Source organism: Microbacterium forte, assembly GCF_031885415.1.
GTDB lineage: Bacteria > Actinomycetota > Actinomycetes > Actinomycetales > Microbacteriaceae > Microbacterium > Microbacterium forte.
In genome coordinates this window covers 2,935,875-2,961,005 of sequence record NZ_CP116871.1, presented here as the reverse complement: position 1 = coordinate 2,961,005, position 25,131 = coordinate 2,935,875, and the positions used below count along the sequence as shown (strand labels likewise).

The 25,131-nt window shown below is 66.3% G+C and carries 19 protein-coding genes and 3 rRNA genes; 5 read left to right on the top strand and 17 right to left on the bottom strand.

The genetic code is table 11. The features are described from left to right. Position 1 precedes the first annotated feature (1 nt). A complete protein-coding gene (locus tag OB895_RS14270) occupies positions 2 to 778 on the top strand; it encodes an IclR family transcriptional regulator (RefSeq protein WP_311879926.1) in 777 nt (258 codons plus the stop codon). A gap of 109 nt (positions 779 to 887) precedes the next feature. Here the strand turns inward: OB895_RS14270 and rrf are convergent. From rrf to OB895_RS14215, 11 genes are all read right to left on the bottom strand, one after another. After that, positions 888 to 1,004: ribosomal RNA gene (gene rrf / locus OB895_RS14265) — 5S ribosomal RNA — on the bottom strand. Between the two features lie 106 nt (positions 1,005 to 1,110). Continuing rightward, positions 1,111 to 4,214 (bottom strand): 23S ribosomal RNA (locus tag OB895_RS14260). A gap of 414 nt (positions 4,215 to 4,628) precedes the next feature. Next, positions 4,629 to 6,153 (bottom strand): 16S ribosomal RNA (locus OB895_RS14255). The 16S, 23S and 5S rRNA genes sit together here, the layout of an rRNA operon. 599 nt (positions 6,154 to 6,752) lie before the next feature. After that, on the bottom strand, positions 6,753 to 7,952 hold the full coding sequence (gene rocD, locus OB895_RS14250) for an ornithine--oxo-acid transaminase (protein WP_311877972.1): 1,200 nt from the start codon (positions 7,950 to 7,952) through the stop codon (positions 6,753 to 6,755). Beyond that, entirely contained in the window at positions 7,949 to 8,836 is an 888-nt protein-coding gene (ddaH, locus tag OB895_RS14245) for a dimethylargininase (protein WP_311877971.1), read from the bottom strand. Before ddaH ends, rocD begins: the two co-directional genes overlap by 4 nt. A gap of 164 nt (positions 8,837 to 9,000) precedes the next feature. Beyond that, on the bottom strand, positions 9,001 to 10,047 hold the full coding sequence (locus tag OB895_RS14240; protein ID WP_231567594.1) for an NAD(P)-dependent alcohol dehydrogenase: 1,047 nt from the start codon (positions 10,045 to 10,047) through the stop codon (positions 9,001 to 9,003). A gap of 1 nt (position 10,048) precedes the next feature. After that, positions 10,049 to 10,279, bottom strand: coding sequence for a helix-turn-helix transcriptional regulator (locus OB895_RS14235; RefSeq protein ID WP_042541438.1), 231 nt, complete (start codon positions 10,277 to 10,279; stop codon positions 10,049 to 10,051). Beyond that, positions 10,279 to 10,725, bottom strand: a complete 447-nt coding sequence (locus OB895_RS14230) for a hypothetical protein (protein ID WP_228385585.1) — start codon at positions 10,723 to 10,725, stop codon at positions 10,279 to 10,281. The genes OB895_RS14235 and OB895_RS14230 overlap by 1 nt, the downstream gene beginning before the upstream one ends. A gap of 232 nt (positions 10,726 to 10,957) precedes the next feature. Beyond that, the gene (locus OB895_RS14225; protein WP_311877970.1) at positions 10,958 to 14,668 is read right to left on the bottom strand and encodes a proline dehydrogenase family protein; all 3,711 of its coding nucleotides are present in this window, start codon (positions 14,666 to 14,668) and stop codon (positions 10,958 to 10,960) included. A 132-nt stretch (positions 14,669 to 14,800) separates the two neighbouring features. Further along, complete coding sequence (locus tag OB895_RS14220) at positions 14,801 to 15,625, bottom strand: Rossmann-fold NAD(P)-binding domain-containing protein (RefSeq protein WP_194285964.1); 825 nt, start codon at positions 15,623 to 15,625, stop codon at positions 14,801 to 14,803. A 4-nt stretch (positions 15,626 to 15,629) separates the two neighbouring features. Beyond that, the gene (locus OB895_RS14215; protein ID WP_042541436.1) at positions 15,630 to 16,190 is read right to left on the bottom strand and encodes an acyl-CoA thioesterase; all 561 of its coding nucleotides are present in this window, start codon (positions 16,188 to 16,190) and stop codon (positions 15,630 to 15,632) included. A 130-nt stretch (positions 16,191 to 16,320) separates the two neighbouring features. Here OB895_RS14215 and OB895_RS14210 point away from each other — a divergent pair, with 130 nt between their 5' ends. Next, positions 16,321 to 16,827, top strand: a complete 507-nt coding sequence (locus OB895_RS14210; protein WP_042541435.1) for a GNAT family N-acetyltransferase — start codon at positions 16,321 to 16,323, stop codon at positions 16,825 to 16,827. Between the two features lie 113 nt (positions 16,828 to 16,940). Here OB895_RS14210 and OB895_RS14205 read toward each other — a convergent pair whose 3' ends face one another. From OB895_RS14205 to OB895_RS14195, 3 genes are read right to left on the bottom strand one after another with little or no spacing between them, the layout of a single operon-like run. After that, positions 16,941 to 18,719, bottom strand: a complete 1,779-nt coding sequence (locus tag OB895_RS14205; RefSeq protein ID WP_311877969.1) for a cytochrome b/b6 domain-containing protein — start codon at positions 18,717 to 18,719, stop codon at positions 16,941 to 16,943. Positions 18,720 to 18,721: 2 nt separating this feature from the next. Beyond that, complete coding sequence (locus OB895_RS14200; RefSeq protein ID WP_042541433.1) at positions 18,722 to 19,693, bottom strand: electron transfer flavoprotein subunit alpha/FixB family protein; 972 nt, start codon at positions 19,691 to 19,693, stop codon at positions 18,722 to 18,724. 1 nt (position 19,694) lies between these two features. After that, complete coding sequence (locus OB895_RS14195; RefSeq protein WP_079113604.1) at positions 19,695 to 20,471, bottom strand: electron transfer flavoprotein subunit beta/FixA family protein; 777 nt, start codon at positions 20,469 to 20,471, stop codon at positions 19,695 to 19,697. A 131-nt stretch (positions 20,472 to 20,602) separates the two neighbouring features. Here OB895_RS14195 and OB895_RS14190 point away from each other — a divergent pair, with 131 nt between their 5' ends. The 3 genes from OB895_RS14190 to OB895_RS14180 are packed head-to-tail and all read left to right on the top strand — an operon-like array spanning position 20,603 to position 22,063. Continuing rightward, positions 20,603 to 21,139, top strand: a complete 537-nt coding sequence (locus OB895_RS14190; RefSeq protein ID WP_309691505.1) for a MarR family winged helix-turn-helix transcriptional regulator — start codon at positions 20,603 to 20,605, stop codon at positions 21,137 to 21,139. Position 21,140: 1 nt separating this feature from the next. Then, a complete protein-coding gene (locus OB895_RS14185) occupies positions 21,141 to 21,623 on the top strand; it encodes an SRPBCC family protein (RefSeq protein ID WP_079113606.1) in 483 nt (160 codons plus the stop codon). After that, entirely contained in the window at positions 21,620 to 22,063 is a 444-nt protein-coding gene (locus OB895_RS14180; protein WP_311877968.1) for a YdeI/OmpD-associated family protein, read from the top strand. Before OB895_RS14185 ends, OB895_RS14180 begins: the two co-directional genes overlap by 4 nt. A 127-nt stretch (positions 22,064 to 22,190) precedes the next feature. Here OB895_RS14180 and OB895_RS14175 read toward each other — a convergent pair whose 3' ends face one another. The 3 genes from OB895_RS14175 to OB895_RS14165 are packed head-to-tail and all read right to left on the bottom strand — an operon-like array spanning position 22,191 to position 25,103. After that, entirely contained in the window at positions 22,191 to 22,967 is a 777-nt protein-coding gene (locus OB895_RS14175; RefSeq protein ID WP_042541428.1) for an enoyl-CoA hydratase, read from the bottom strand. 46 nt (positions 22,968 to 23,013) lie between these two features. Next, the gene (mmsB, locus tag OB895_RS14170; RefSeq protein ID WP_311877967.1) at positions 23,014 to 23,901 is read right to left on the bottom strand and encodes a 3-hydroxyisobutyrate dehydrogenase; all 888 of its coding nucleotides are present in this window, start codon (positions 23,899 to 23,901) and stop codon (positions 23,014 to 23,016) included. Next, positions 23,898 to 25,103, bottom strand: coding sequence for an acyl-CoA dehydrogenase family protein (locus OB895_RS14165; RefSeq protein WP_079113609.1), 1,206 nt, complete (start codon positions 25,101 to 25,103; stop codon positions 23,898 to 23,900). The genes mmsB and OB895_RS14165 overlap by 4 nt, the downstream gene beginning before the upstream one ends. Between the last annotated feature and the right edge of the window lie 28 nt (positions 25,104 to 25,131).

Here is a 25,131-nt window from a genome sequence, read left to right as displayed (position 1 = left end):
TTTGTCTGTGATTCCAGACAGAGCGGATGCCGCACCACAGGTCCCGGCGGCCGACAACACGCTGCGGATCCTGCGATACCTCGCCGGACGGCCGGCCCCGGTCGCCGCATCAGCCATCGCTCGCGAGCTCGAGCTGCCGCGCTCGACCGTCTATCACCTGCTGGCCACCCTCGCCGAGCACGGATTCGTCCTTCACCTCCGCGAGGACCGACGATGGGGTCTCGGCACCTCTGCGTTCGAGCTCGCCGGCGGGTATGCCCGACAGCAGCCGCTCGCGCGTCTGGGGCGCCCACTCGTCGCCGCCCTCTCCGACCGCCTCGGCGAGAGTGCGCACCTCGCGGTGATGAGCGGCGGCGACGTGCTGTACATCGTCGAGGAGCGGGCCCCACGACGCCAGGCCCTCATCACGGATGTGGGAGTGAGGCTCCCTGCCCACCTGACCGCGTCGGGGCGCGCGATGCTGGCAGCGCTCCCCCGAGAGCAGGTGCGAGCTCTCTACCCGAGTGCGTCAGCGTTTCCCGACCGCACCGGACTCGGGCCTCGGAAGCCGAGCGAACTGCGCGAGCTGCTGCGCACGGTGCGTGCACGAGGTTATGCCACCGAAGACAGCGAGGTGGCAGAGGGCCTGCGCAGCGTCGGCGCGGTCGTCTGCGATCACGCGGGCTGGCCCGTAGCCGCTGTCGCGGTGACCTGGGCCGGGACGGATCTCGACGAGACCATGCTCGCAGCCGCTGTCCGCGAGACTGCATCCGTGCTCGAGTCACGGCTCAAGCGATAGCGGATCTCGCAAGGCCGCGATTGCCGCGCCAGTCGAGGCACTCGCATCGCGAATGCACGTTAACGCAGAAAAGCCACCCAGCATTGGGTGGCTTTTCTGTATAAAAGAAGTCCGGCGGTGTCCTACTCTCCCACAGGGTCCCCCCTGCAGTACCATCGGCGCTGTGAGGCTTAGCTTCCGGGTTCGGAATGTAACCGGGCGTTTCCCTCACGCTATGGCCGCCGAAACACTATAGATGTTTCAATCAAAACACATAACAAAGTCATTGTCATGCGGTTCTCGACCGTACATCGAGAACCACTCAGTGGACGCGTAGCACCAACAAACGGTGTGTTATCAAGTCATCGGCTTATTAGTACCAGTCAGCTGCATGCATTACTGCACTTCCACATCTGGCCTATCAACCCAGTAGTCTGGCTGGGAGCCTCTCACCCGAAGGTATGGAAATCTCATCTTGAGGCCGGCTTCCCGCTTAGATGCTTTCAGCGGTTATCCATCCCGAACGTAGCTAATCAGCGGTGCTCCTGGCGGAACAACTGACACACCAGAGGTTCGTCCAACCCGGTCCTCTCGTACTAGGGTCAGATCCTCTCAAATTTCCTACGCGCGCAGCGGATAGGGACCGAACTGTCTCACGACGTTCTAAACCCAGCTCGCGTACCGCTTTAATGGGCGAACAGCCCAACCCTTGGGACCTACTCCAGCCCCAGGATGCGACGAGCCGACATCGAGGTGCCAAACCATGCCGTCGATATGGACTCTTGGGCAAGATCAGCCTGTTATCCCCGAGGTACCTTTTATCCGTTGAGCGACAGCGCTTCCACAAGCCACTGCCGGATCACTAGTCCCGACTTTCGTCCCTGCTCGACCTGTCAGTCTCACAGTCAAGCTCCCTTGTGCACTTACACTCGACACCTGATTGCCAACCAGGTTGAGGGAACCTTTGGGCGCCTCCGTTACTTTTTGGGAGGCAACCGCCCCAGTTAAACTACCCACCATGCACTGTCCCTGAACCGGATTACGGTTCGAAGTTAGATATCCAGAGTGACCAGAGTGGTATTTCAACAATGACTCCACATGAACTGGCGTCCATGCTTCACAGTCTCCCACCTATCCTACACAAGCCACACCGAACACCAATACAAAGCTATAGTAAAGGTCACGGGGTCTTTCCGTCCTGCTGCGCGTAACGAGCATCTTTACTCGTAATGCAATTTCGCCGAGTTCGCGGTTGAGACAGTTGGGAAGTCGTTACGCCATTCGTGCAGGTCGGAACTTACCCGACAAGGAATTTCGCTACCTTAGGATGGTTATAGTTACCACCGCCGTTTACTGGGGCTTAAATTCTCAGCTTCGCCTTGCGGCTAACCGGTCCTCTTAACCTTCCAGCACCGGGCAGGCGTCAGTCCGTATACATCGTCTTGCGACTTGGCACGGACCTGTGTTTTTAGTAAACAGTCGCTACCCACTAGTCTCTGCGGCCTCCAAACGCTTTCGGAGCAAGTCCTAATACGTCGAAGGCCCCCCTTCTCCCGAAGTTACGGGGGCATTTTGCCGAGTTCCTTAACCACGATTCTCTCGATCTCCTTGGTATTCTCTACCTGACCACCTGAGTCGGTTTGGGGTACGGGCGGCTGGAACCTCGCGTCGATGCTTTTCTTGGCAGCATAGGATCATCCACTTTCTATCCGCATCGTGTCTCAGCCTATGTGAGAGACGGATTTGCCTATCTCTCGGCCTACGCACTTGCACCGGGACAACCATCGCCCGGCTGGACTACCTTCCTGCGTCACACCTGTTAATACGCTAACCGCACCAGAATGGGGTCGTGCGCTAGGCCCAACGCGTCACCCCGAAGGGATCAGTCACTGGGATTCAGACACTTAGCACTACTGGATTAGCTTGGGCGGTTCTTCGCCGGTACGGGAATATCAACCCGTTGTCCATCGACTACGCCTGTCGGCCTCGCCTTAGGTCCCGACTTACCCAGGGAAGATTAGCTTGACCCTGGAACCCTTGGTCTTTCGGAGGACGTGTTTCTCACACGTCTTTCGCTACTCATGCCTGCATTCTCACTCGTGTAGCCTCCACGGCTGGTTTACACCGCCGCTTCGCTGGCCACACGACGCTCTCCTACCCATCAACACGGCTGGACCACGAAGGCCTACCAATAATGTCAATGCCACAACTTCGGTGGCGTGCTTGAGCCCCGTTACATTGTCGGCGCGGAATCACTTGACCAGTGAGCTATTACGCACTCTTTCAAGGGTGGCTGCTTCTAAGCCAACCTCCTGGTTGTCAAGGCAACTCCACATCCTTTCCCACTTAGCACGCGCTTTGGGACCTTAGTTGGTGGTCTGGGTTGTTTCCCTCTCGACTATGAAGCTTATCCCCCACAGTCTCACTGCTGCGCTCTCACTTACCGGCATTCGGAGTTTGGCTGACGTCAGTAACCTTGTAGGGCCCATCGGCCATCCAGTAGCTCTACCTCCGGCAAGAAACACGCAACGCTGCACCTAAATGCATTTCGGAGAGAACCAGCTATCACGAAGTTTGATTGGCCTTTCACCCCTATCCACAGCTCATCCCCTCAGTTTTCAACCTAAGTGGGTTCGGTCCTCCACGACGTCTTACCGTCGCTTCAACCTGGCCATGGATAGATCACTTCGCTTCGGGTCTAGGACATGCGACTGAATCGCCCTATTCAGACTCGCTTTCGCTACGGCTACCCCTCAACGGGTTAACCTCGCCACATATCGCTAACTCGCAGGCTCATTCTTCAAAAGGCACGCTGTCACAGCTACTAAGGCTGCTCCAACGGTTTGTAAGCAAACGGTTTCAGGTACTATTTCACTCCCCTCCCGGGGTACTTTTCACCTTTCCCTCACGGTACTTGTCCGCTATCGGTCATCTGGGAGTATTTAGGCTTATCAGGTGGTCCTGACAGATTCACACGGGATTTCACGGGCCCCGTGCTACTTGGGATACTCTTCGCGCCAAGGGTGGCATTTCGACTACGGGGTTGGCACCCTCTATGACCGGCCTTTCAAGACCGTTCGTCTATACCATCTTGTAACGCCGCCATCTCGGCAGAGATGACTGAAAAGTCCCACAACCCCCAACGTGCAACGCCTGCCGGCTATCACACACGCTAGGTTTAGCCTGTTCCGGTTTCGCTCGCCACTACTAACGGAATCGCGGTTGCTTTCTCTTCCTGTGGGTACTGAGATGTTTCACTTCCCCACGTTCCCTCTACCCGCCCTATATATTCAGGCGGGAGTCACTAGGTCGGCACGCCGCCCAGCGGGGTTTCCCCATTCGGACACCCTCGGATCAAAACTTGCTTATCAGTTCCCCGAGGCTTATCGCAGATTGCTACGTCCTTCTTCGGCTCCAGATGCCAAGGCATTCACCGTTTGCTCTTGAAGACTTGATAAATCACATGAGTTTGAATCAGAATCGACACCAGGCACAGGGCCTGGCTTGAAATTGACTAATGATCTTTAAGATCATCTTGTGCAACCGATCAAAGATCAGTTGCAAGATGCTCGCGTCCACTGTGTAGTTCTCAAAGTACGGGCGGTACCCCTTCCCGCCTCCCCCACAGGGGAAACAACAAGAGGCCCAGAGGTACAGAAACGATCCGAAGATCGCATCCGGTCCCTCAGGACCCAACAGCGTGCAGACACCCCGCTCACGAAGCCCCACTTTCCAACCAACCCGAAGGTCAGCGTACTCACGAGACTCAGCTGCGCTGATGTCATGTCAAATGTTCCACCCATGAGCTCCCAGCGAGAAACGAACGTCCTCGATCTGGGTTCTGGACTCCGAAGAGTCAGATGCTCCTTAGAAAGGAGGTGATCCAGCCGCACCTTCCGGTACGGCTACCTTGTTACGACTTAGTCCTAATTACCGATCCCACCTTCGACGGCTCCCTCCACAAGGGTTAGGCCACCGGCTTCAGGTGTTACCGACTTTCATGACTTGACGGGCGGTGTGTACAAGACCCGGGAACGTATTCACCGCAGCGTTGCTGATCTGCGATTACTAGCGACTCCGACTTCATGAGGTCGAGTTGCAGACCTCAATCCGAACTGGGACCGGCTTTTTGGGATTCGCTCCACCTCGCGGTATTGCAGCCCTTTGTACCGGCCATTGTAGCATGCGTGAAGCCCAAGACATAAGGGGCATGATGATTTGACGTCATCCCCACCTTCCTCCGAGTTGACCCCGGCAGTATCCCATGAGTTCCCACCATTACGTGCTGGCAACATAGAACGAGGGTTGCGCTCGTTGCGGGACTTAACCCAACATCTCACGACACGAGCTGACGACAACCATGCACCACCTGTTTACGAGTGTCCAAAGAGTTGACCATTTCTGGCCCGTTCTCGTATATGTCAAGCCTTGGTAAGGTTCTTCGCGTTGCATCGAATTAATCCGCATGCTCCGCCGCTTGTGCGGGTCCCCGTCAATTCCTTTGAGTTTTAGCCTTGCGGCCGTACTCCCCAGGCGGGGAACTTAATGCGTTAGCTGCGTCACGGAATCCGTGGAATGGACCCCACAACTAGTTCCCAACGTTTACGGGGTGGACTACCAGGGTATCTAAGCCTGTTTGCTCCCCACCCTTTCGCTCCTCAGCGTCAGTTACGGCCCAGAGATCTGCCTTCGCCATCGGTGTTCCTCCTGATATCTGCGCATTCCACCGCTACACCAGGAATTCCAATCTCCCCTACCGCACTCTAGTCTGCCCGTACCCACTGCAGGCCGGAGGTTGAGCCTCCGGATTTCACAGCAGACGCGACAAACCGCCTACGAGCTCTTTACGCCCAATAATTCCGGATAACGCTTGCGCCCTACGTATTACCGCGGCTGCTGGCACGTAGTTAGCCGGCGCTTTTTCTGCAGGTACCGTCACTTTCGCTTCTTCCCTGCTAAAAGAGGTTTACAACCCGAAGGCCGTCATCCCTCACGCGGCGTTGCTGCATCAGGCTTGCGCCCATTGTGCAATATTCCCCACTGCTGCCTCCCGTAGGAGTCTGGGCCGTGTCTCAGTCCCAGTGTGGCCGGTCACCCTCTCAGGCCGGCTACCCGTCGACGCCTTGGTGAGCCATTACCTCACCAACAAGCTGATAGGCCGCGAGCCCATCCCCAACCAATAAATCTTTCCAGTAGCTGACCATGCGGTCGCCACTCGTATCCAGTATTAGACGCCGTTTCCAGCGCTTATCCCAGAGTCAGGGGTAGGTTGCTCACGTGTTACTCACCCGTTCGCCACTGATCCCACAGAGCAAGCTCCATGTTCACCGTTCGACTTGCATGTGTTAAGCACGCCGCCAGCGTTCATCCTGAGCCAGGATCAAACTCTCCGTAAAAAAGAAATGCATACGACACCGGGAAAACGGTGACGCAGCGAGTTTGATGCTGACCAAAGAGACAAATTCATTGCTGACTTCATCCGAATGCCAACCCCACAAGGAGGTTGGTCTTTGATCCAAAGGAATTCTCACCCAGCCGAAGCTAGACGAGGATAATTTGGCATTTGACAAGTGCACGCTGTTGAGTTCTCAAGGATCGGATGCTCCCACGACCCAGTCATCACAACCAGGCCCGAAGGGCAACTTCTCTATCTTATCTTCGCATTTCCGGCTGTCAAATCGACACGCCGTGATGTTCAGAACCAGATCTGCAGCTCGGGGCTCAAGGCCGCCGAGGCAACTTCACTAGCTTATCCGTTCCGGACTCGCTGTCAAATCGACCGCTTGTCCGTAGTGGAAGCTCCAGGTCAGACAGAAGTGTGTCTGCGATCTGCTCCGAGGAGCTGATCGAGTGGAGGTGGTTCTCCGCTTGAGGGGGGTGAAGCTCTCGGCCTCTCCGCTTCCCTGTGGGGCGAACAAGTAATAAGTTACGTGGGTTCCGGGGTTCCGGCAAATCCGGGTTGTCCGCCGGGCGTGTCGCCCGGCGGACAGGGGAATCAGGCTCCGAGGACCAGCTTCAGCTGCTCGACCGCCCAGTCGAGCTCGGTCGCCCGGATGACGAGCGGCGGCGCGATGCGGATGCTCTGCCCATGCGTGTCTTTCACCAGCACCCCACGGTCGAGCAGCTTCTCGGCGATCTCACGCCCGGTGCCCTTGGCGGGGTCGATGTCGACGCCTGCCCACAGGCCGGCGATGCGCACCTCGGTGACGCCATGACCCTTCAGCGGTTCGAGAGCGGCTCCGAGGTGAGCGCCGAGTGCGCGAGCGCGCTCCTGGAACTCCCCCGATTCGAGCATCTCGACGACCCGCAGCCCGACGGCCGCGGCGAGCGGGTTTCCTCCGAAGGTCGAGCCGTGCTCGCCCGGACGGATGACTCCGAGCACGTCGGCATCGCCCACCACAGCGGACACCGGCAGGATGCCGCCGCCCAGCGCCTTGCCCAGCAGGTACAGGTCGGGCACGACACCCTCGCGGTCGCACGCGAAGGTCTCGCCGACGCGTCCGAGTCCGGACTGGATCTCATCTGCGATGAACAGCACGTTCTTCTCGTCGCAGATCTCGCGGATGCGGCGCAGGTATCCCTCCGGCGGGATCACCACCCCGCCCTCACCCTGGATCGGCTCGATCAGCACGGCGGCGGTGTCGTCGGTGATCGCGGCGGCGACGGCATCCGCATCCCCGTAGGGGACCACGTCGAAGCCCGGCGTGTAGGGACCGAAGTCCGCCCGCGCCTGCTCGTCGTCGCTGAAGCTGACGATCGTGGTGGTGCGGCCGTGGAAGTTCCCGGCGGCGACGATGATCCGCGCCCGGCCGTCCGCGGTGCCCTTGACGCGATACCCCCAGGCTCGGGCGACCTTGATGCCCGTCTCGACCGCTTCGGCGCCCGTGTTCATCGGCAGCACCATGTCTTTGCCTGCCAGCTTCGCGAGCGCCGCCGCGAACGGCTCGAGCCGATCGCTCTGGAACGCCCGGCTGACGAGCGTGACCCGACCGAGCTGCTCGGTGAGAGCAGCGACGAGCGCAGGATGCCGGTGGCCGAAGTTCACGGCCGAATAGGCGGCGAGCAGGTCGAGGTAGCGCTTGCCCTCGACATCCGTCACCCAGGCTCCGTCACCGCGGGCGATGTTGACCGGGAGGGGGTGATAGTTGTGGGCGACGTGCGGCTCAGCCGACACCTCGGCGTCGACCGCGGTCACGCCTCACCGCGCAGTTCGAGGGTGCAGCACTTGACGCCGCCGCCGCCGAGCAGCAGCTCGGAGAGGTCGATCATGATCGGGTTGTAGCCGCGCTCGCGCAGCTGCTTCTCGAAACCGAGGGCGCGCGGCGAGATGACCACGTTGTAGCCGTCGCTCGCCGAGTTGAGACCGAACACCGACCCGTCTTCGTCCGAGACGAGGATCGCATCCGGGAAGCGCTCCTCGAGGACGGCGCGGCTCTCGTCGTCGAAGGCGCCGGGCAGATACGCGATGTTCGCGCGCTCGGGGCCGCCGTTCTCGACACCCTGCACGGGGTCGAGCACCGCGATCGCGGTGTCGAGGTGATAGAAGCGCGGGTCGACGAGGTTGAGAGACACGACCTCGCGGCCGAACACCTCCCCGACCTCGCGGTGGCTGTCGCCGGTCGAGCGGAACCCGGTGCCCGCGAGGATCACATCGCCGACGAGCAGGAAGTCACCCTCGCCCTCGTTGACCTCTTCGGGGAGCACGGTGTCGTAGCCGGCACCGCGGAACCAGTCCGCGAACGCGGGGGCCTCTCCCTGACGCTCGACGAAGCGGAACTTCGGCACATAGGCGCGGCCGTCGATCAGGAACCCGCCGTTCGCGGTGTAGACCATGTCGGGATACCCGGCGAGGGGCTCGATCAGCTCGACCTCGTGGCCGAGCTCGAGGTAGAGGTCGTGCAGCTTCTGCCACTGCTCGACGGCCCGTGCGGTGTCGGTCGGCTTCGCCGGCTCCATCCACGGGTTGATCGAGTAGTTCACCGTGAAGTGCGACGGCTTGCACATCAGATAGTGGCGGTGGTGTGCGGTGCGGACCGGGGTTGCGGTCTCGGATGCCGGCGCGGTGGTTTCGACAGACATGGGGCTCCTCGAACGGATGCGGCGGACGCTGTCCAGGGGCCCGGCGGTCCTTCGACCCGCGTCGCTCGGTGAGAGCCGACGCCAGGGGGAAGATGCGACTCGGGCACGCCAGCATCCATTCTGTCATCCGCCCCTGAACGCCGCCAGAGCGCGGCCCGTCGCGGTCAGGGTCCGTGCACGACCACCTTGCCCACCGTGTGGCCCGCTTCGAGGTGGGCCAGGGCGGCGGATGCCTCGTCGAAGGGGTACTCCCGCTCGACGACCGGCGTGATGCGCCCCTCAGCGGTGAGCTCGAGCAGCTTGGCGAGGATCTCGGGGCGCGGTGTCGCCGCCAGCGGGCGGATGCGGCGACGCGACCCGATCGACAGGAACACCGCCTTGAGGATGCGAGGTATCGGCCCGAGGACGTGCCCTCCGTCGCCTGCCACGAGCACCACCGAGCCGCCGGGCACGACGAGGCGCTGCAGTTCGCGAAGGCCCAGGCCGCCGGCGATGTCGATCACCGCGTCGAAATGCGCGGCCGGCAGGTCGGCCAGCGGTGAGGTGCGGTGGTCGAGGGTGCGCACGGCGCCGAGGTGCTCGACGAGCCGGAAGTTGCGTTCTCCGCACGTGGCCCAGACCTCGGCCCCGCGCAGCGCTGCGAGCTGCACGGCGAATGTGCCGACTCCCCCGGACGCACCGATCACGAGAACGCGCGGGATGTGTCCGGCCGCAGTGCCCTTGGCGGCACGGAAGCCGATCCCCGCACGGTCGAGTGCCTGCCAGGCCGTGCCCGCCGAGATCGTCAGGCACGCGGCGGTCTCGGAGGTGACGTCGGGCGGGATCGGCACGAGACGCGCAGCGGACGCAGCGACATGCGACGCGAGTCCCCCGCCCCCGGTGAGCTCGCCGACGACACGCTCTCCGAGCTCGGCGCCGATCGCGTTCGGGCCCACTGCCACGACGGTTCCGGCGACCTCCATCCCGCGCACCGGGTACTTGGGGCGCGTCAGCCCGAAGATGGGGCGCACGAGCAGCGGATCGCCGAGCATGAGACGCACGTCGCCGGCGTGGAGCGCGGTCGCCTCGACTCGCAGCACCACCTCGCCCGACCGCGGGGTGGGAACGGGGATCTGCTCGAGGCGGAAGCCATCGGCCGAGCCGTAGGTCTCGCGACGCCACGCCGGCATCATCTCGGTCTCGTTCGTCGGGGTCTTGTCGGTCTCGGTCACGTCACACCTCCGTGCTCGTGGGTTGCGGGTACTGGAACAGGTCGTCGAGCCCCACGCCGAAAGCGCGGGCGATCTGGAACGCGAGCTCGAGCGACGGGGAGTACTTCTCCTGCTCGATCGCGATGAGCGTCTGCCTGGTCACGCCGATGCTGCGGGCGAGTTCGGCCTGGGTGAGTCCGGCCGCTTCGCGGTGAGCGCGGATGCGGTTGGAGACGAGCGTGGGCTTGACCATCAGACGAGTCCCCGACGGTAGGCGACGACTCGCGCGACGCTGCCGACCATGGCCGAGACGGCGAACCCCGCGAACATGGTGTTGGCGATCCAGAAGAGGTCGGCGCCCACCGCGCAGAGGGTGATCACGCCGAGACCGGCGATCACGACGAAGGACTGTTCGACCCGACTGCCCATGCGGCTGATGTCGCGGTCGCGGACATCGGACTTGCCGACCCCGTCGGGATCCTTCGCACCGGCGATCATCCCCCAGACGATGCTGAGCACGATCGTGGCCACGATGCCGAGACCGATCGTCCACATCATGAGCGGGAACCAGTCGACATCGGTCACCGGTCCGCCGGCGGCCTGCTGCAGCACGATGACGACATACGCCCCGATCACCACCGCGCCGACGATGAGACCGGCCCAGGCGTTGCGCTCTTCGTAGACCATGATGCCTCCCATGTAAAAGATTCTTGACACGACAGTACGCCTGCGGCATCCGCTGTGTCAAGAATTCTTTACATGCGCGGTCTGTCGGTCGGGTCGCATCGACAGGGGTGGTCGAAAGAGCATCCGAATCGCCCGTTTCGGATGCTCTTTCGACCACGCACAGCGGCGGTGGATGTGTTTTCGACCGCAGGTGAGGGGATGCCGGAGATGGCGAGGGAGGAACGGATGCCGAAGCGCGACCGCCTCAGATGACCGCTGCGCTCCAGTCGTCGGGGTTGCCGTAACGGTGCGCGGTGATCGCGATCGCCTGCTCGTGCACGAAGGGCAGCAGCTCGATGCGCCCGGCAGAGGTGACCTCACCGCCGTACACCGCGAGGTCGGGGTCGCCGCCCACAGCCGCGGCGAGCGCACGGTGCAGCGCGGACACGGATTCGCGCGGGCCGACCAGTCGTGCCCGGCTCGGGCGCAGCTCGTCGTCGCCGAGAGACTCGCGCACCCCGCTCGAGTCGCCGCGACGCCGCATCCGCTCGATCCATTCGTCGTCGGTCTCCATGTAGACGACCGCGCCGAGTTCGGCGAGCGCGTGACGCACCGCCGGGGGCAGCCCGACGGGGGTCGACAGCACGAATCCGGCCCCGGCGCGCACCGCGGCGATGACGACGCGCAGCAGCTCCTGCCAGCCGGCGTCCGCAGTGGCCCTGATCGCGACCGGCACCGGGCGATAGCGGAACAGGTTGCGCTCGACACCCAGGTGAGACACATCGCGCACCTGGCCGAACTCGCGATCCCACGCGAGGGCGTCCGACAGCGCCGAACGACGCAGCCATTCGAACGCCTCGAACCCGAGCGAGGGCTGCGCCGCCTCGATCAGGTCGGTGATGCGCGAGTCGAGCCCACGCAGATGCAGCGTGCTCGACACCGTGCCGGATCCGCTCGAGCGCCAGGACCCAAGCCCGATCAGGTAGTTCGGCCCGCCCGCCTTGGCCCCGGGGCCGACCGACGAGCGCTTCCACCCGCCGAACGGCTGACGCTGCACGATCGCGCCAGTGATGCCGCGGTTCACATAGAGGTTTCCGGCCTGCACCCGGTCGAGCCACAGGGCGAGCTCGGCCGGGTCCTGCGTGTGCAGCCCCGCCGTCAGGCCGTACTCGACCGCGTTCTGCAGCTCGATCGCCCGCTCGAGCGTCGGGGCGTGCATGATGCCCAGCACCGGCCCGAAGAACTCCTCGGTGTGGAAGCGCGACCCCGGCTGCACCCCGACGCGGATGCCCGGCCGCCAGAGCCGACCGGTGGGGTCATCGTCCGAGAGGGCGGGCTCGATGAGCCACTTCTCGTCGCCGTCGAGTTCGGTGAGCGCCCAGGCGAGCTTGCCCTCGGGACGCTCGATCACGGGCCCGACCTCGGCCAGCGGATCGGTCGGCCAGCCGACGTGCAGCGACCGAGTCGCATCGGCCAGCTGACGGGCGAATCTCTTCGACCGCCCGACCGGTCCGACGAGGATCGCGAGCGACGCCGCCGAGCACTTCTGCCCCGCATGCCCGAAGGCGCTGCGCACCAGATCGGCGACCGCGAGATCGAGATCGGCCGACGGGGTGATGATCATCGCGTTCTTGCCGCTCGTCTCGGCGAGCAGCGGCAGGTCGGGCCGCCACGAGCGGAACAGGGCAGCGGTCTCCCATGACCCGGTGAGGATGACGCGGTCCACCGACTCGTGCGAGATCAGCTCACGGCCGAGGTCGCCCTCCTCGATGTCCACGAGCGCGAGCACATCGCGCGGAACACCGACCTCCCACAGGATCTCGGCGATGACGGCGGCGCAGCGGCGCGATTGCGGGGCGGGCTTGAAGACGACTCCCGAGCCTGCGGCGAGCGCGGCGAGCACTCCCCCGGCCGGGATGGCGAGCGGGAAGTTCCACGGTGGGGTGACGACGGTGACGCGCGCGGGTTCGAATGCGGCGCCGGCGACGGCATCCAGCTCTCTGGCCTTGGCTGCGTAGTAGCGGGCGAAGTCGACGGCCTCGCTGACTTCGACGTCGGCCTCGGCGAACACCTTGCCGGTCTCGGAGGCGGCGACCTCGATGAGGTCTCCGCGGCGCCCCTCGAGTGCGGCCGCCGCGCGCAGCAGCACCTCGGCGCGTTCGGTGGCCGGCCGCGCGCCCCACAGGGCAGCGGCCTCCCGCACCCCGGCGATCGTGCTCTCGAGCGTGTCGGCGTCGTCGACGCGGGCCGCGTCGATCGTCGAGACACCGAGCGTCGAGTCGGCGATGCGCTCATGGATCTCGCGCGCCCAGTCACGGTTGGCCGGAAGCGACGGATCGCTGTCAGGAGTGTTCGCGAAGCCGGGGGCACCGCCGGTCGCCTCGTCGAGCTCGCGCGGGGCATAGACCGCCGTCTCGAGGAACGGCCCGCCCGTGTCATCCGCACCGCGGGAGATGCCGAGCACCGCCTGGGTCAGACCCTCTTCGGGCGCGGGCGCCACGGGCACCGGGCGCATCGACTCGTGCACCGGCGCCAGTCGGTCCTGGCCGCGCAGCGCGCCCACCCGCAGCGTCGACGACGTCGAACGATCGAGGGCGTCGAGGAACCTGTCCCGCTCGCGCACGAAGAGCGTCTCGTCGTCGCCCAGCCGGAACGCGGCGGAGAGGAAGTTGTCACTCGACGCGTTCTCTTCGAGCCGGCGGACGAGATAGCTGATGGCGACATCGAACTCGCCCGGATTCACGACCGGCACGTAGAGCAGCACCTCGCCGACCTCGCGCGACACGGCCTGCACCTGCCCCTGCGCCATGCCGAGCAGCATCTCGAACTCGACCGACCGCTGGGAGTTCGAGGCCGTGGTCGCGGCAGCGGCGTCGACTCCGCCCGCTCGAACCCCGCGCTCCCCCGCCAGCAACCAGGCATAGGCGATGCCGAACAGGTTGTGGCCCGCGATGCCCAGGCGCACCGCGTCGACGTTCTCAGGCCGCAGCGCCCAGTCGAGGCAGCGCAGATAGTTGGCGTCGGTGTCGAGCTTGGTGTCGTAGGTTGCCTGAGCCCATCCGTGCATGCGCGCCTCGACCCGCTCCATCGCGAGGTTGGCTCCCTTGACGAGCCGCACCTTGATGGGGGCTCCGCCATGGTCGACCCGCTCGCGCGCCCAGGCGGTGAGCTGCTGCAGTGCCGGCAGGGCGTCAGGCAGATACGCCTGAAGCACGATGCCCGCCTCGAGACCGTCGAGGCGGGGATCCTCGAGGATGCGGGTGAACACCGCGATCGTCAGGTCGAGGTCGCGGTACTCCTCCATGTCGAGGTTGATGAAGGTGCGATCCGAGGCGGCCGTCAGATACAGCGGAAGCAGTCGCTCGACGACCGACTCGACGACCTCGTCGAACGCCCACATCGAGATGTGGCTGACGATCGCCGACACCTTGACCGACACGTAGTCGACATCGGGGCGACGGATCAGCTCGTGGATGCCGTCGAGCCGCCGCCGCGCCTCGTCCTCACCCAGCACCGCCTCACCGAGCAGATTGAGGTTGAGCCGAGCACCCGATTCACGGATCTTCGCGATCGCCGGTCCGAGCTTCGCGGGGCGGGCGTCGACCACCAGGTGGCCGACCATGTCACGCAGCACCCGACGCGCGATGGGCACCACGGGGGTCGGCAGCATCTGGGCGACGCCGCCGCCGAGCCGCACGGCAGACCGCAGGTACCAGGGCAGGAAGTCGGGCACGATCGGAGCGATGCGGTGCAGCTGGGATGCCGCGGCGCTCAGGCTCTCGGGGCGCATGACGCCGTCGACGAATCCGAGCGTGAACGGCAGCCCGTTGGCATCCTGCAGCACACCGGCGAGCCGTTCTGCCGCCGGATCGACATCGGCGGCCGCTGCCTCGATCACCCAACGGCGGGCGAGCTCGACGGCACGGTCCGCGAGCGAGACGGATTCGGGATCCGCGGTGGGCATCGGGTCGGCCATGAGCTCAGCCTAGGACTGCAGTGCCCGCCTGCCGTTGAGCGACGGTCGCGTCGGGTGGTTCCGGTCGCAGTTCATGCCGTCTATCGAGCGAAGGCACGCCACGGAGTGCGACCGGAACCGGGGCGGAAGCGCTCAGAGCGCGGCGATCATCTCGTCGTAGCCCGCGCGGAAGGTCGGATACTCGAGATCGCCGAGGAACTCCTGCAGCAGGCGCCCCTCCAGCACCGTCCCGCCGCCGACCTCCGGATCGAGGTGCGGGGGCGGCTCGACTCCGAGGCGAGAGGCGATGTGCGCGACGACGTCTCCGAGCAGCACGGGCTCGCGGTCGACGGCATGGATCAGCGGGGGCGCGGAGTCGGCCCGCAGCATCGCCTCGAGCAGCCGCACGAGATCGGTCTCGTGGATGCGGTTGGTGCGGCGGGTGTGGTCGACCGCTGCGCCCTCGCGCACCCGCCGGATGAGGAAGTCGCGACCGGGTCCGTAGATGCCGGCCGGGCGCACGATGCGCGCGCCGAAGAGCTCCATCGCCAGGTGCTCGCCCTCGACCAGATCGCCGCCCCGCTCGCTCGACACCTTCGGCGCATCGCGCTCGGTCAGCGGTGTCTCGCCGGGGCGTCCCTCGAAGACGCGCGTCGACGAGACGAACACGACCCTCTCGGGCATCGTCGGCAGGGCCTTCGCGAGCCCCCGCAACGCCGGTGGATAGATCGAGTCGCCCTCGGTGCTCGGCGGCAGAGTGATCACGACCGAGTCGAACTCCGGCAGCTCACGGTCGAGCGGATGCCGCAGATCCGCCTCGATGGTCGGGAACGGCATGTCGCCCGCGCTGCGCCGCATGGCCGTGACCTCTGAGCCCTGTGCGACGAGCCGTTCGCCGAGGCGGATGCCGAGCTTGCCGCATCCGACCAGCAGCACCGAGCCCGGCGTGCGCGTCTCGAGACCCCACGGATCGGTCACGGCGTCAGCTCCACACGCTCGGCGCCGGGGTGCGCACGGGAGGCAGAGCGGATGCTGCGGCCCAGTCGTGCACCCAGGAGTCGATCTCGGGCACACCCTCGGGCTTGCCGACGGCGGCGAACAGCTCTTCGTTGCTGACCGTGCCGCCGGTGCGACGCAGCATCCTCGATCGCACGATGACGCGGGCGTAGATCTCGCCGCCGACGACCGCCCTGTGCTCGAGGAACACCGCCTTGTCGTCATGACCGATGAAGCGCGACTGCACCTCGAACCGCTGCCACAGCTGCAGCGACTTGCGGAAGGTCACGGTCTCGCTCGAGACGACGGCATACCAGCCGCGTTCGTTCATGGCGTCGAACAGCCCTGTGCGGATCAGCAGATCCCACCGGCCGAGGTCGAAGAGCGACAGGTATCGGCCGTTGTTCATGTGACGGAGGATGTCGATGTCGGTCGGCAGGGTCGTCAGCCGGATGCTGCTGACCGATGCTGCGTCGAGGGTCTTGCCTCGCCGCACGCGGCGACGGGCGGAGAGGATCACGAGGAGAGTGCGCCAGATCACGTTCACGAGGACTGATCGTAGCCATCGGCGAACGAATCACGAACATCGTTGTGCGATCCCTCCAGCCGCTCATCCGCGGCCTGGGAACGCTCCCGCTCGATTTCCGGTTCGCGGAGGCCGCGCGTAGAGTCGCGCTATGAGCGCCGAAGCCCAGCCTGAAGTCATCGTCCGTCCGGTCCGTGATGTGGATGCGGAAGCCCTTGGTCGCGTGCACGCGCAGTGCTGGCACGAGACCTACGACCACCTGATCAGCAAGGCAGCCCTCGAGAAGGTCTCGCCCCGTCGCATGGCCGAGCTGTGGACGCACTGGGCCGCTCAGGGCCCCGAGTTCACGATGCGCGCCGCCCTCGTCGACGGCGAGATCGTCGGCTTCGTCGGCTCCGGCCCTGCCCGCGACAAGGACGCCCCCGCGTTTCGCGAGCTGTACTTCATCTACCTGCTCGACGCGTACCACTCGACCGGCATCGGCCAGAAGCTCTTCGATGCGGCCGTCGAGAAGGACGAGCCCCTCTATCTGTGGGTCGCGGAGGACAACCCCCGCGCACATCGCTTCTATACGCGCAACGGCTTCGCGCTCGACGGCGCCAGCCACACCGAGCCGTTCCTCGGCGAGACGCTGACCGAGGTGCGCTTCGTGCGCTGATCTCTGCGTCTCGTGACCACCGCGTTCACGATGCAGCACGACACGGCCCCCGCCCATCGGCGGGGGCCGTCTCTGTGTGCCCGGTTGCACTCTGTGCGGAAGACAGGATCGTGTCAGCGGCCCGACACGGTGCCGAAGAGCTTCGCGATCGGGGCGATGACCAGCGGGCGGGCGGCGACCCAGCCGAGGGCGATCACCGCCAGGGAGGCCACGAAGACCCAGAAGCCCGTCCAGCCGACGGTATCCGACGACGCGTACATGTGGTTGAGGTTGCGCAGGAAACCGGTGAGGAACACCAGCGCGACGTGTCCGATGATGAACACCACGAAGTAGATCATGACCGGGAAGTGCAACGCACGGGCCCACTCGATCGGATACGCCCTCGACAGCCGCTCGGCCTTCTTGGGCCACATGCCCGACATGCGGAATCCGGTGGCCGCAGCGAGCGGCGCGGCGATGAACACGGTCACGAAATAGGCCAGCTGCTGCAGGCTGTTGTAGTTCACCCAGCCGCGCTCGGTCGGCCAGTCGAACGACACGTACTGCAGCGCCGCCGACAGCGCGTTGGGGATGACCTCCCAGCTGGTCGGCACGATGCGCGCCCAGTGTCCGGTGACGAACAGCAGCACGACGAAGATCACGCCGTTGACGAGCCACAGGATGTCGAGCGCCTGGTGGAACCAGATCGTCAGGCTGATCTTGCCCTTGGGGTCGCCTCGCGGGGTCCAGAAGGCGGTCGGCCGCTTCTCGTTGCGGATCCGCAGACCCGACCGGATGATCAGCACCATCAGGAACACGTTGAAGAAGTGCGCCCAGTTGGTCCACGGCGCGAACCCGGGCTCGACGGCGACGGCCGGCTCGTATTCGCCGGGAAAGGCCGCGAGGAAGTCCTGCATGACGGGGAAGCTCAGCAGCGCCCGCACGAAGGCCACGGCTGCCGCGGCCAGGATGCCGAGGGCCGCGGCCCCGAGCAGACCGGCGATCGCCTGGGTCCAGGAGGGTCGAGGACGAGCGGATGTCGGAGCGGTCGCCGTGATGTGACGCGGCGCGCTGCCGTTCCAGACCGTCTGCGGGGTGGGCAGCGGCATCGAGGGATCGCCGAGGGCGAAGGATGCGGCTGCCGGGGCCACGGCCGTGGACGGACCGGCGACCGAAGTATCCTCCCGGTCGTCGGGCGAGGACGGCGAAGCAGACGGAGACGAAACGCGCTCGATGACCACGGCTTCGGTGCCGGCGGGCGGCCAGGGCTCGCCTCCCGGTGTGCGCGGAAGACCGCGACGCACGGATGACGCGGTGGCGGCCTCGCTCGCAGCGTGGCGCGTCTCGTCTCGTCGCTGCGCTCCTCGCTCGACGACCGGGGAGGGAGCGGCGCTCTCGACGACCGGGGAGGGAGCGGCGCTCTCGACGACCGGGGAGGGAGCGGCGCTCTCGACGACCGGAGAGGCGACAGCCGCAGCGACGGCCGGGGGCGCACTCTCCTGCTCGTCGAGCGATGACGGCGACGCCGACCGAGACGAAACGCCCTCCGCACCGATAGGCACCACACCCGCGGGCGGCCAGGGCTCTCCACCCGGCGTGCGCGGAAGACCGCGACGCACGGATGCGGTGGGAGCGCTCGCAGCGTGGCGCGTGTCGTCTCGTCGCTCCGCTCCTCGCTCGACGACCGGGGAGGCAGCCTCCACCGGGTCGACGACCGGCGAGGCGACCGCCGACTCGACGACCGGCGAAGCGCTCTCCCGCTCGGCGACGACCGGGGACGCGCTCTCCTGCTCGCCGAGCGAAGACGGCGACGCCGACACGTCGCCTTCGCCGACGTCGACCGCGAGCCCGGGAGGCCACGGCTCGCCGCCGGGCACGCGCGGGAGTCCGCGCCTGAGCGTTCGCGTCGCCATGGCTACTTCTTCCGCGCCTCGAGGCCCGCGATCACCTGCGGGACGATCGTGAACAGGTCGCCGACGATGCCGAAGTCGGCGACGTCGAAGATCGGCGCCTCGCCGTCTTTGTTGATCGCGACGATGTTCTTGGCTGTCTGCATGCCCGCACGGTGCTGGATCGCACCGGAGATGCCGAGAGCGACGTACAGCTGCGGCGACACCGAGACACCGGTCTGACCGACCTGATGAGACTGCGGGATGTATCCGGCATCCACGGCGGCCCGCGATGCGCCGACGGCCGCACCGAGCGCATCGGCGAGCTCTTCGACGAGCACGAACTTCTCTTTCGACGCGAGTCCGCGGCCGCCCGAGACGACCCGGGTCGCCCCGCGCAGCTCGGGCCGGGACGACGTGGCCTCGACCGCTTCGACAGCGCCGACGGTGGCGGCAGGGGAGCCGGATGCCGCGACGGTCAGGGCTTCGACGGTCGGCGACGCGACCGCCTCTGCCCGAGCGTCGACAGCGCCCTGGCGCACGGTGATCACCGGAGCCCCAAATGTGGGGGCCGAGTCGGTGAGGTAGGCGCCGCCGTACACGGAGTGGTTCGCCACGATGCCCTCGTCATCTCGCGAGACGCCCACGGCATCGACCGACAGAGCCAGCTTCGCGCGCACCGCGAAGCGGCCCGCGACGTCGCGCCCCGCGATCGAGTTCGAGATGAGCACGGCATCCGGTCGCACCTGCTCGAAGGCGGCATGCAGCGCATCGACGATCGGCACGGTGAGGATCGTCTCGTCGGCGTCGGCCGTCAGCACCACGGATGCTCCAGCCTCGGCGACCTTCGATGCGGCATCCGCGGATCCGCCGACGACGAGCGCGACCGGTGCGCCGACGGTCGAGGCGGCGCCGATCAGGGCCGCCGTGCTGCTGGCGGGGTTGCCTGCCGGGTCGAGGTCGACGACGACGAGGATCGGGTTCTCGGGGTAGGTCATGTCACACCAGCCTGTTCTGCACGAGGTAGTCGACGAGCTTCTCGGCGGCATCGCCCTCATCGACGATCTTCACGCCGGCCGCACGAGGCGGCTTCTCGGCGACCGACGTCATGATCGTGCGGGGAGCCGCGCCCGGGTCGGCCGAGACGCCGAGGTCGTCGAGGGTCAGGACCTCGAGCGGCTTCTTCTTCGCCGCCATGATGCCCTTGAAATTCGGGAAGCGCGCGTCGGGCAGCGCTTCGGTGATCGAGATGACGGCGGGAAGGGATGCCGAGATCGGCTGCGCTCCGGCATCCGCCCCTCGCGTGCCCGTGATGCCCTCAGCCGTGATCTCGACGCTCGTGAGCGCGGTCGCGTGCGCCCAGCCGAGGTGCTCGGCCAGCATCGCGGCCATCACTCCGCCCGAACCGTCGGTCGACAGGTTGCCTGTGATCACCAGGTCGGGTGCGCCGCGGCGGATCGCCGCCGCCAGGGTCTCCGCCGTGAGCCCGAGATCGGCTCCGGCGAGCTGCTCGTCGGCGATGTGCACGGCCGAGCCTGCGCCGATCGCGAGCGCCCGCCGCACCGACGCCGTCGAGCCGCCGGGAGCCATCGCCACGGCGACGACCTCGGTGCCCTCGTTCTTGTCGGCATGGCTCAGCGCGACCTCGAGCGCGCGCTCGGTGATCTCATCGAGAACGACGTCGCCGGCACCTCGCTCGGCGAGTCCTGTCTCGAGATTCAGCTTGCGGTCGCCGTAGGTGTCCGGCACCTCTTTGACCAGGACGAAGATCTTCATCGATTGCTCCTCACGACTGCGTCGATTCTAGTCCCCTGATACTGAGTTCCACCCGACGAGCGACTGAGGACCACTCGCCGTTCCGGCGGGCGCATCCCCGGAGTCCCGGCCCGATGCCCTACCGTAGAACCGTGGTCCGACCCCGTCCTCTGCCTGTCGATCCGCTCGCTGAGGCGAAGCGGCAATGGCTCGCGCACGGTTGGTCGGATGCCGCCGACGGCATGACCGTGGTCACCTCGGTGATGCGGGCCCAGCAGCTGCTGCTCGCCAGGGTGGATGCCGCTCTCAAGCCGTTCGCCCTGAGCTTCGCCCGCTACGAGATGCTGCGCCTGCTGGCGTTCAGCCGCTCGGGCCGCCTGCCGCTGTCGAGCGTGGTCGCCCGACTCCAGGTGCATGCGACGACCGTCACGAGCACGGCCGAGCGTTTGGTGCGTGATGGGCTGATCGTCCGCGAGCCCCACCCGCACGACGGCCGCGCTGCACTGCTCGCCCTGACCGACTCCGGCCGCGAACTCGTCGAACGCGCCACCTCCGCCCTCAACGCCGATGTCTTCGCCGACCCCGGGGTCAGCAAGGCGGACGCGACCGAGCTCGTCGCGATCGTGGCCCGCATGCGCAAGGCCGCCGGCGACTTCAGCGACCCGAAGCCGCAGCCGGACGCCCTCTGACATGGCCGAGTTCGTGCTCGAACGCGTGATCTCGGCTGCTCCCGCCCACGTCTTCGCGATCGCCCTCGACCCCGGGCTGCATCTGCGGTCGATGGCACGGTACGGCGAGACGATGGTCGAAGGTCCGGCGGGCGGCGTGTTCAGCGAAGGGTCGACCGTCACCTGGCGGGCACGGCACTTCGGCATCCCGTTCCGTCTGCGGTCGATCGTGTACGACGTCGATCCGCCGCGCGGGTTCCGCGACCGGCAGATCTCGGGACCCTTCGGCGCGTTCTGGCACGAGCACGTGTTCCAGGAGCACCCGCGGGGCACGCTGATGCGCGACACGATCAGGTTCCATTCGCCGTTCGGCCCGATCGGACGACTGGTCGACCGGCTCGTGCTCCGCGAGTACATGCGTCGTCTGATCGAAGCGCGCAACGACCAGCTGGCCGCAGAGGCGGAGGCCGAAGCAGACGGGCACGGGCGTACACTGCCCGCATGAGCGAGCTGCGCGTGCACACGACTCTCGAAGGCCGTGGCCCGGCCGCCGCGATCATCCTCTCCGACGAGCAGATCGCGTCGTTCGGGGCGGGCAAGACCTTTCCGGTCGCCGTCACGATCGGAGGACGCACCGCACGTCTGCGCGTGGCCCGCATGGGCGGGCAGAACATGATCGGCTTCAGCAAAGCCGTGCGGGCCGACCTCGGTGTGGAGATCGACCAGGAGGTCGAGGCCGTCATCCGTCTGGATGCCGCCGAGCGCCAGGTCTACATCCCACCCGCCCTGGCTGCGGCCCTCGATGCCGACCCTGCGCTGCGCGGGGCCTTCGACGCCCTCTCGTACTCCGTGCGCAAGGAGCATGCCCGCACCGTGGCTGACGCGAAGCAGGACGCGACCCGCGACCGCCGCGTCGAGAAGATCGTCGCCGCACTGCGCGGCTGAGCCGCCCGCCGCTCGTTCACAGCTCAGCATCAACCGCTGACCGGCGTGCCAGATCGGCGCCGACGGGACTCTATGGCGCCATGCATGCTGAATTGTGAACCGCCGGGCGCCGCCGCCTCCGTGGAGGTCAGCGGTTGCGGAAGTCGGGCGCACGCTTCTCCCGGAAGGCCGACATGCCTTCCTTCTGGTCCTCGGTGTCGAAGAGCGCGGCGAACGCCTTCTTCTCATGGGCCAGACCGTCGGCGAGCGTCGTCTCCATCGCGGCGTCGAGGGCGGCTTTGGCGGCGAACACCGACGGCAGCGACTTCGACGCGATCGTCTCGGCCAGCGTCGTCGCCTCCGCGAGCAGCTCGGATGCCGGCACCACCCGCGAGACGAGCCCGGAGCGCTCCGCCTCTTCGGCGCCCATGAACCGGCCGGACAGCACCAGCTCGGCCGCCTTGTAATAGCCGACGGCGCGGATCAGGCGCTGCGTGCCGCCCATGCCGGGGATGACGCCGAGATTGATCTCGGGCTGGCCGAACTTGGCGGTATCGGCGGCGAGGATGATGTCGCACATCATCGCGAGCTCGCATCCTCCCCCGAGCGCGAAACCCGAGACGGCGGCGATCACCGGGGTGCGCACCGCGGCGAACTCGTGCCAGACGCCGAAGTGGTCGGTCTCGAGCATCTCGGCGGCCGACATCGACTCCATCTCCTTGATGTCAGCACCCGCGGCGAACGCCTTCTCCGACCCCGTGACGACGATCGCGCCCACGCCGTCGTCGCCGTCGAACGCCACAGCCGCAGCCGTGACCTCCTCGGCGAGGCGGCTGTTCAGCGCATTGAGGGCCTCGGGACGGTTGAGGGTGATCCACCCGACTCGTCCGCGCTGCTCGACCAGGATCGTCTCGTACTCGGTCATCGTGAAACCCTCTCCGTCGTGGTCATCTCAGTATGTCGCGAGTGCGTCACACAGAGCCGTCGCGGATGTCGGTGATGATGCCCGAGAAGTCGCGGGTCGCGCCGTCTCCTGAGGCGAATGCCGCGTAGAGCTGCTGTGCGAGACGTCCCATCTGCGCATCGGTCGACGTCTGCTCGATCGCCTGCAGCGCGAGCCCGAGGTCCTTCGCCATGAGGGCACCGGCGAATCCGGGCTGGTAGTCGCGGTTCGCCGGGCTCGTCGGCACCGGCCCGGGCACGGGGCAGTTGGTCGTGATCGACCAGCACTGACCGGATGCCTGCGAGACCACGTCGAACAGCGCCTGATGCTCGAGCCCCAGCCGCTCGCCGAGCACGAACGCCTCGGCGACCGCGATCTGCGACACCGCGAGGATCATGTTGTTGCAGACCTTCGCCGCCTGCCCGAGTCCGGGGCCACCGCAGTGCACGATGCGCTTTCCCATGGCCTCGAGCAGCGGCAGCGCGGCCGAGAAGTCGTCGTCGGAGCCGCCGACCATGAAGGCGAGTGTGCCGTTCTCGGCGCCCACGACTCCGCCCGACACGGGGGCGTCGACGTTGCGATGCCCCGCGGCGAGCGCCAGCGCATGCGCCGCACGGGCCTCATCGACCGCGATCGTCGACGACTCGATGAAGAGGGTGTTCGGGCGGGCGGCGGCCAGCAGCTCGGTGCGGTAGGCGTCGATCACATGCCTTCCGGCGGGGAACATCGTGATCACCACGTCGGCGTCGCGCACGGCATCCGCTCCGCTCGCTGCGACCGGGATGCCGACGGTCTGCGCCGCCTCGACCGCAGCCGGCACCAGGTCGAACCCGTGCACCTCGTGCCCCGCCGCGACCAGGTTCTTCGCCATCGGCAGGCCCATGTGGCCGAGCCCGAGGAAGGCGATGCGAGTCATGATGCGCTCCGCATCCGGTCTTCGCCGCTCCGCTGGAGCGACGCCGACCCCGCGGGTCGGAGCATCTCGCGTCCGACGATCAGACGCATGATCTCGTTGGTGCCCTCGAGGATCTGATGCACCCGCAGGTCGCGCACGACCCTCTCGATGCCGTAGTCCTGCAGATAGCCGTAGCCGCCGTGCAGCTGCAGCGCGCGGTTGGCGACGTCGAATCCGGCATCCGTCGCGAAGCGCTTGGCCATGGCGCAGCGCATCGTCGCGTCCGGCGCCTGCTCATCCACCGCCGAAGCGCCGTCCCTGACCATGAGGCGAGCGGCCTGCAGGTCGGTGCGCATATCGGCGATCGCGAACATGATCGACTGCTTCTCGGCCAACGGCTCGCCGAACGCGACGCGCTCGTGCACGTACTGCACCGCACGGTCGAGGGCCCACTGCGCACCGCCGAGCGAGCACGCCGCGATGTTGAGACGGCCGCCGTTGAGCGCCGACATCGCGATCGCGAAACCGCGTCCCTCGTCGCCGAGCATTCCGGATGCGGGGATGCGCACGCCGTCGAGGATCACCTGGCGGGTCGGCTGCGCGTGCCAGCCCATCTTCTTCTCGGGCGCGCCGAAGCTGAGGCCCTCGGCGTCTCCGGGAACCAGGAAGGCGCTGATGCCGCGGGCGCCCGGCTCGCCGGTGCGCGCCATGACGACGTAGACCGCGGCCTCGCCGGCGCCCGAGATGAACTGCTTCACGCCCGTGAGCAGGTAGTCGTCTCCGTCGCGCACCGCACTCGTGGCGACGTTCGCGGCATCCGATCCGACGCCCGGCTCCGTCAGGCAGTACCCGCCGAACTCCTGCATCGCGGTGAGCGCGGGCAGCCACCGGCCGCGCTGCGCGTCATCGCCGTAGGTGTCGATCATCCAGACGACCATGTTGTGGATGGAGATGTAGGCGGCGACTGCGGGGTCGCCCTTGGCGAGCTCCTCGAAGATCGCGACCGTGTCGGAGCGGCTGAGGCCGGTGCCGCCGAAGTCCTCGCGCACGTAGATGCCGCCGAGACCGAGTTCGCCGGCCTTGCCGAGCGACTCCCGCGGGAAGATGTGCTTCTCGTCGCGCTCGGCCGCGAACGGGGCGAGCTCGGTGTCGGCGAAATCCCGGACGGCGTCGAGAATGGCCTCGCGCTCTTCGGCGGTGGTGGTGACTGTTGTCATGGTCATGTCATCTCCTGGGGTCGTGCGTTTCGTC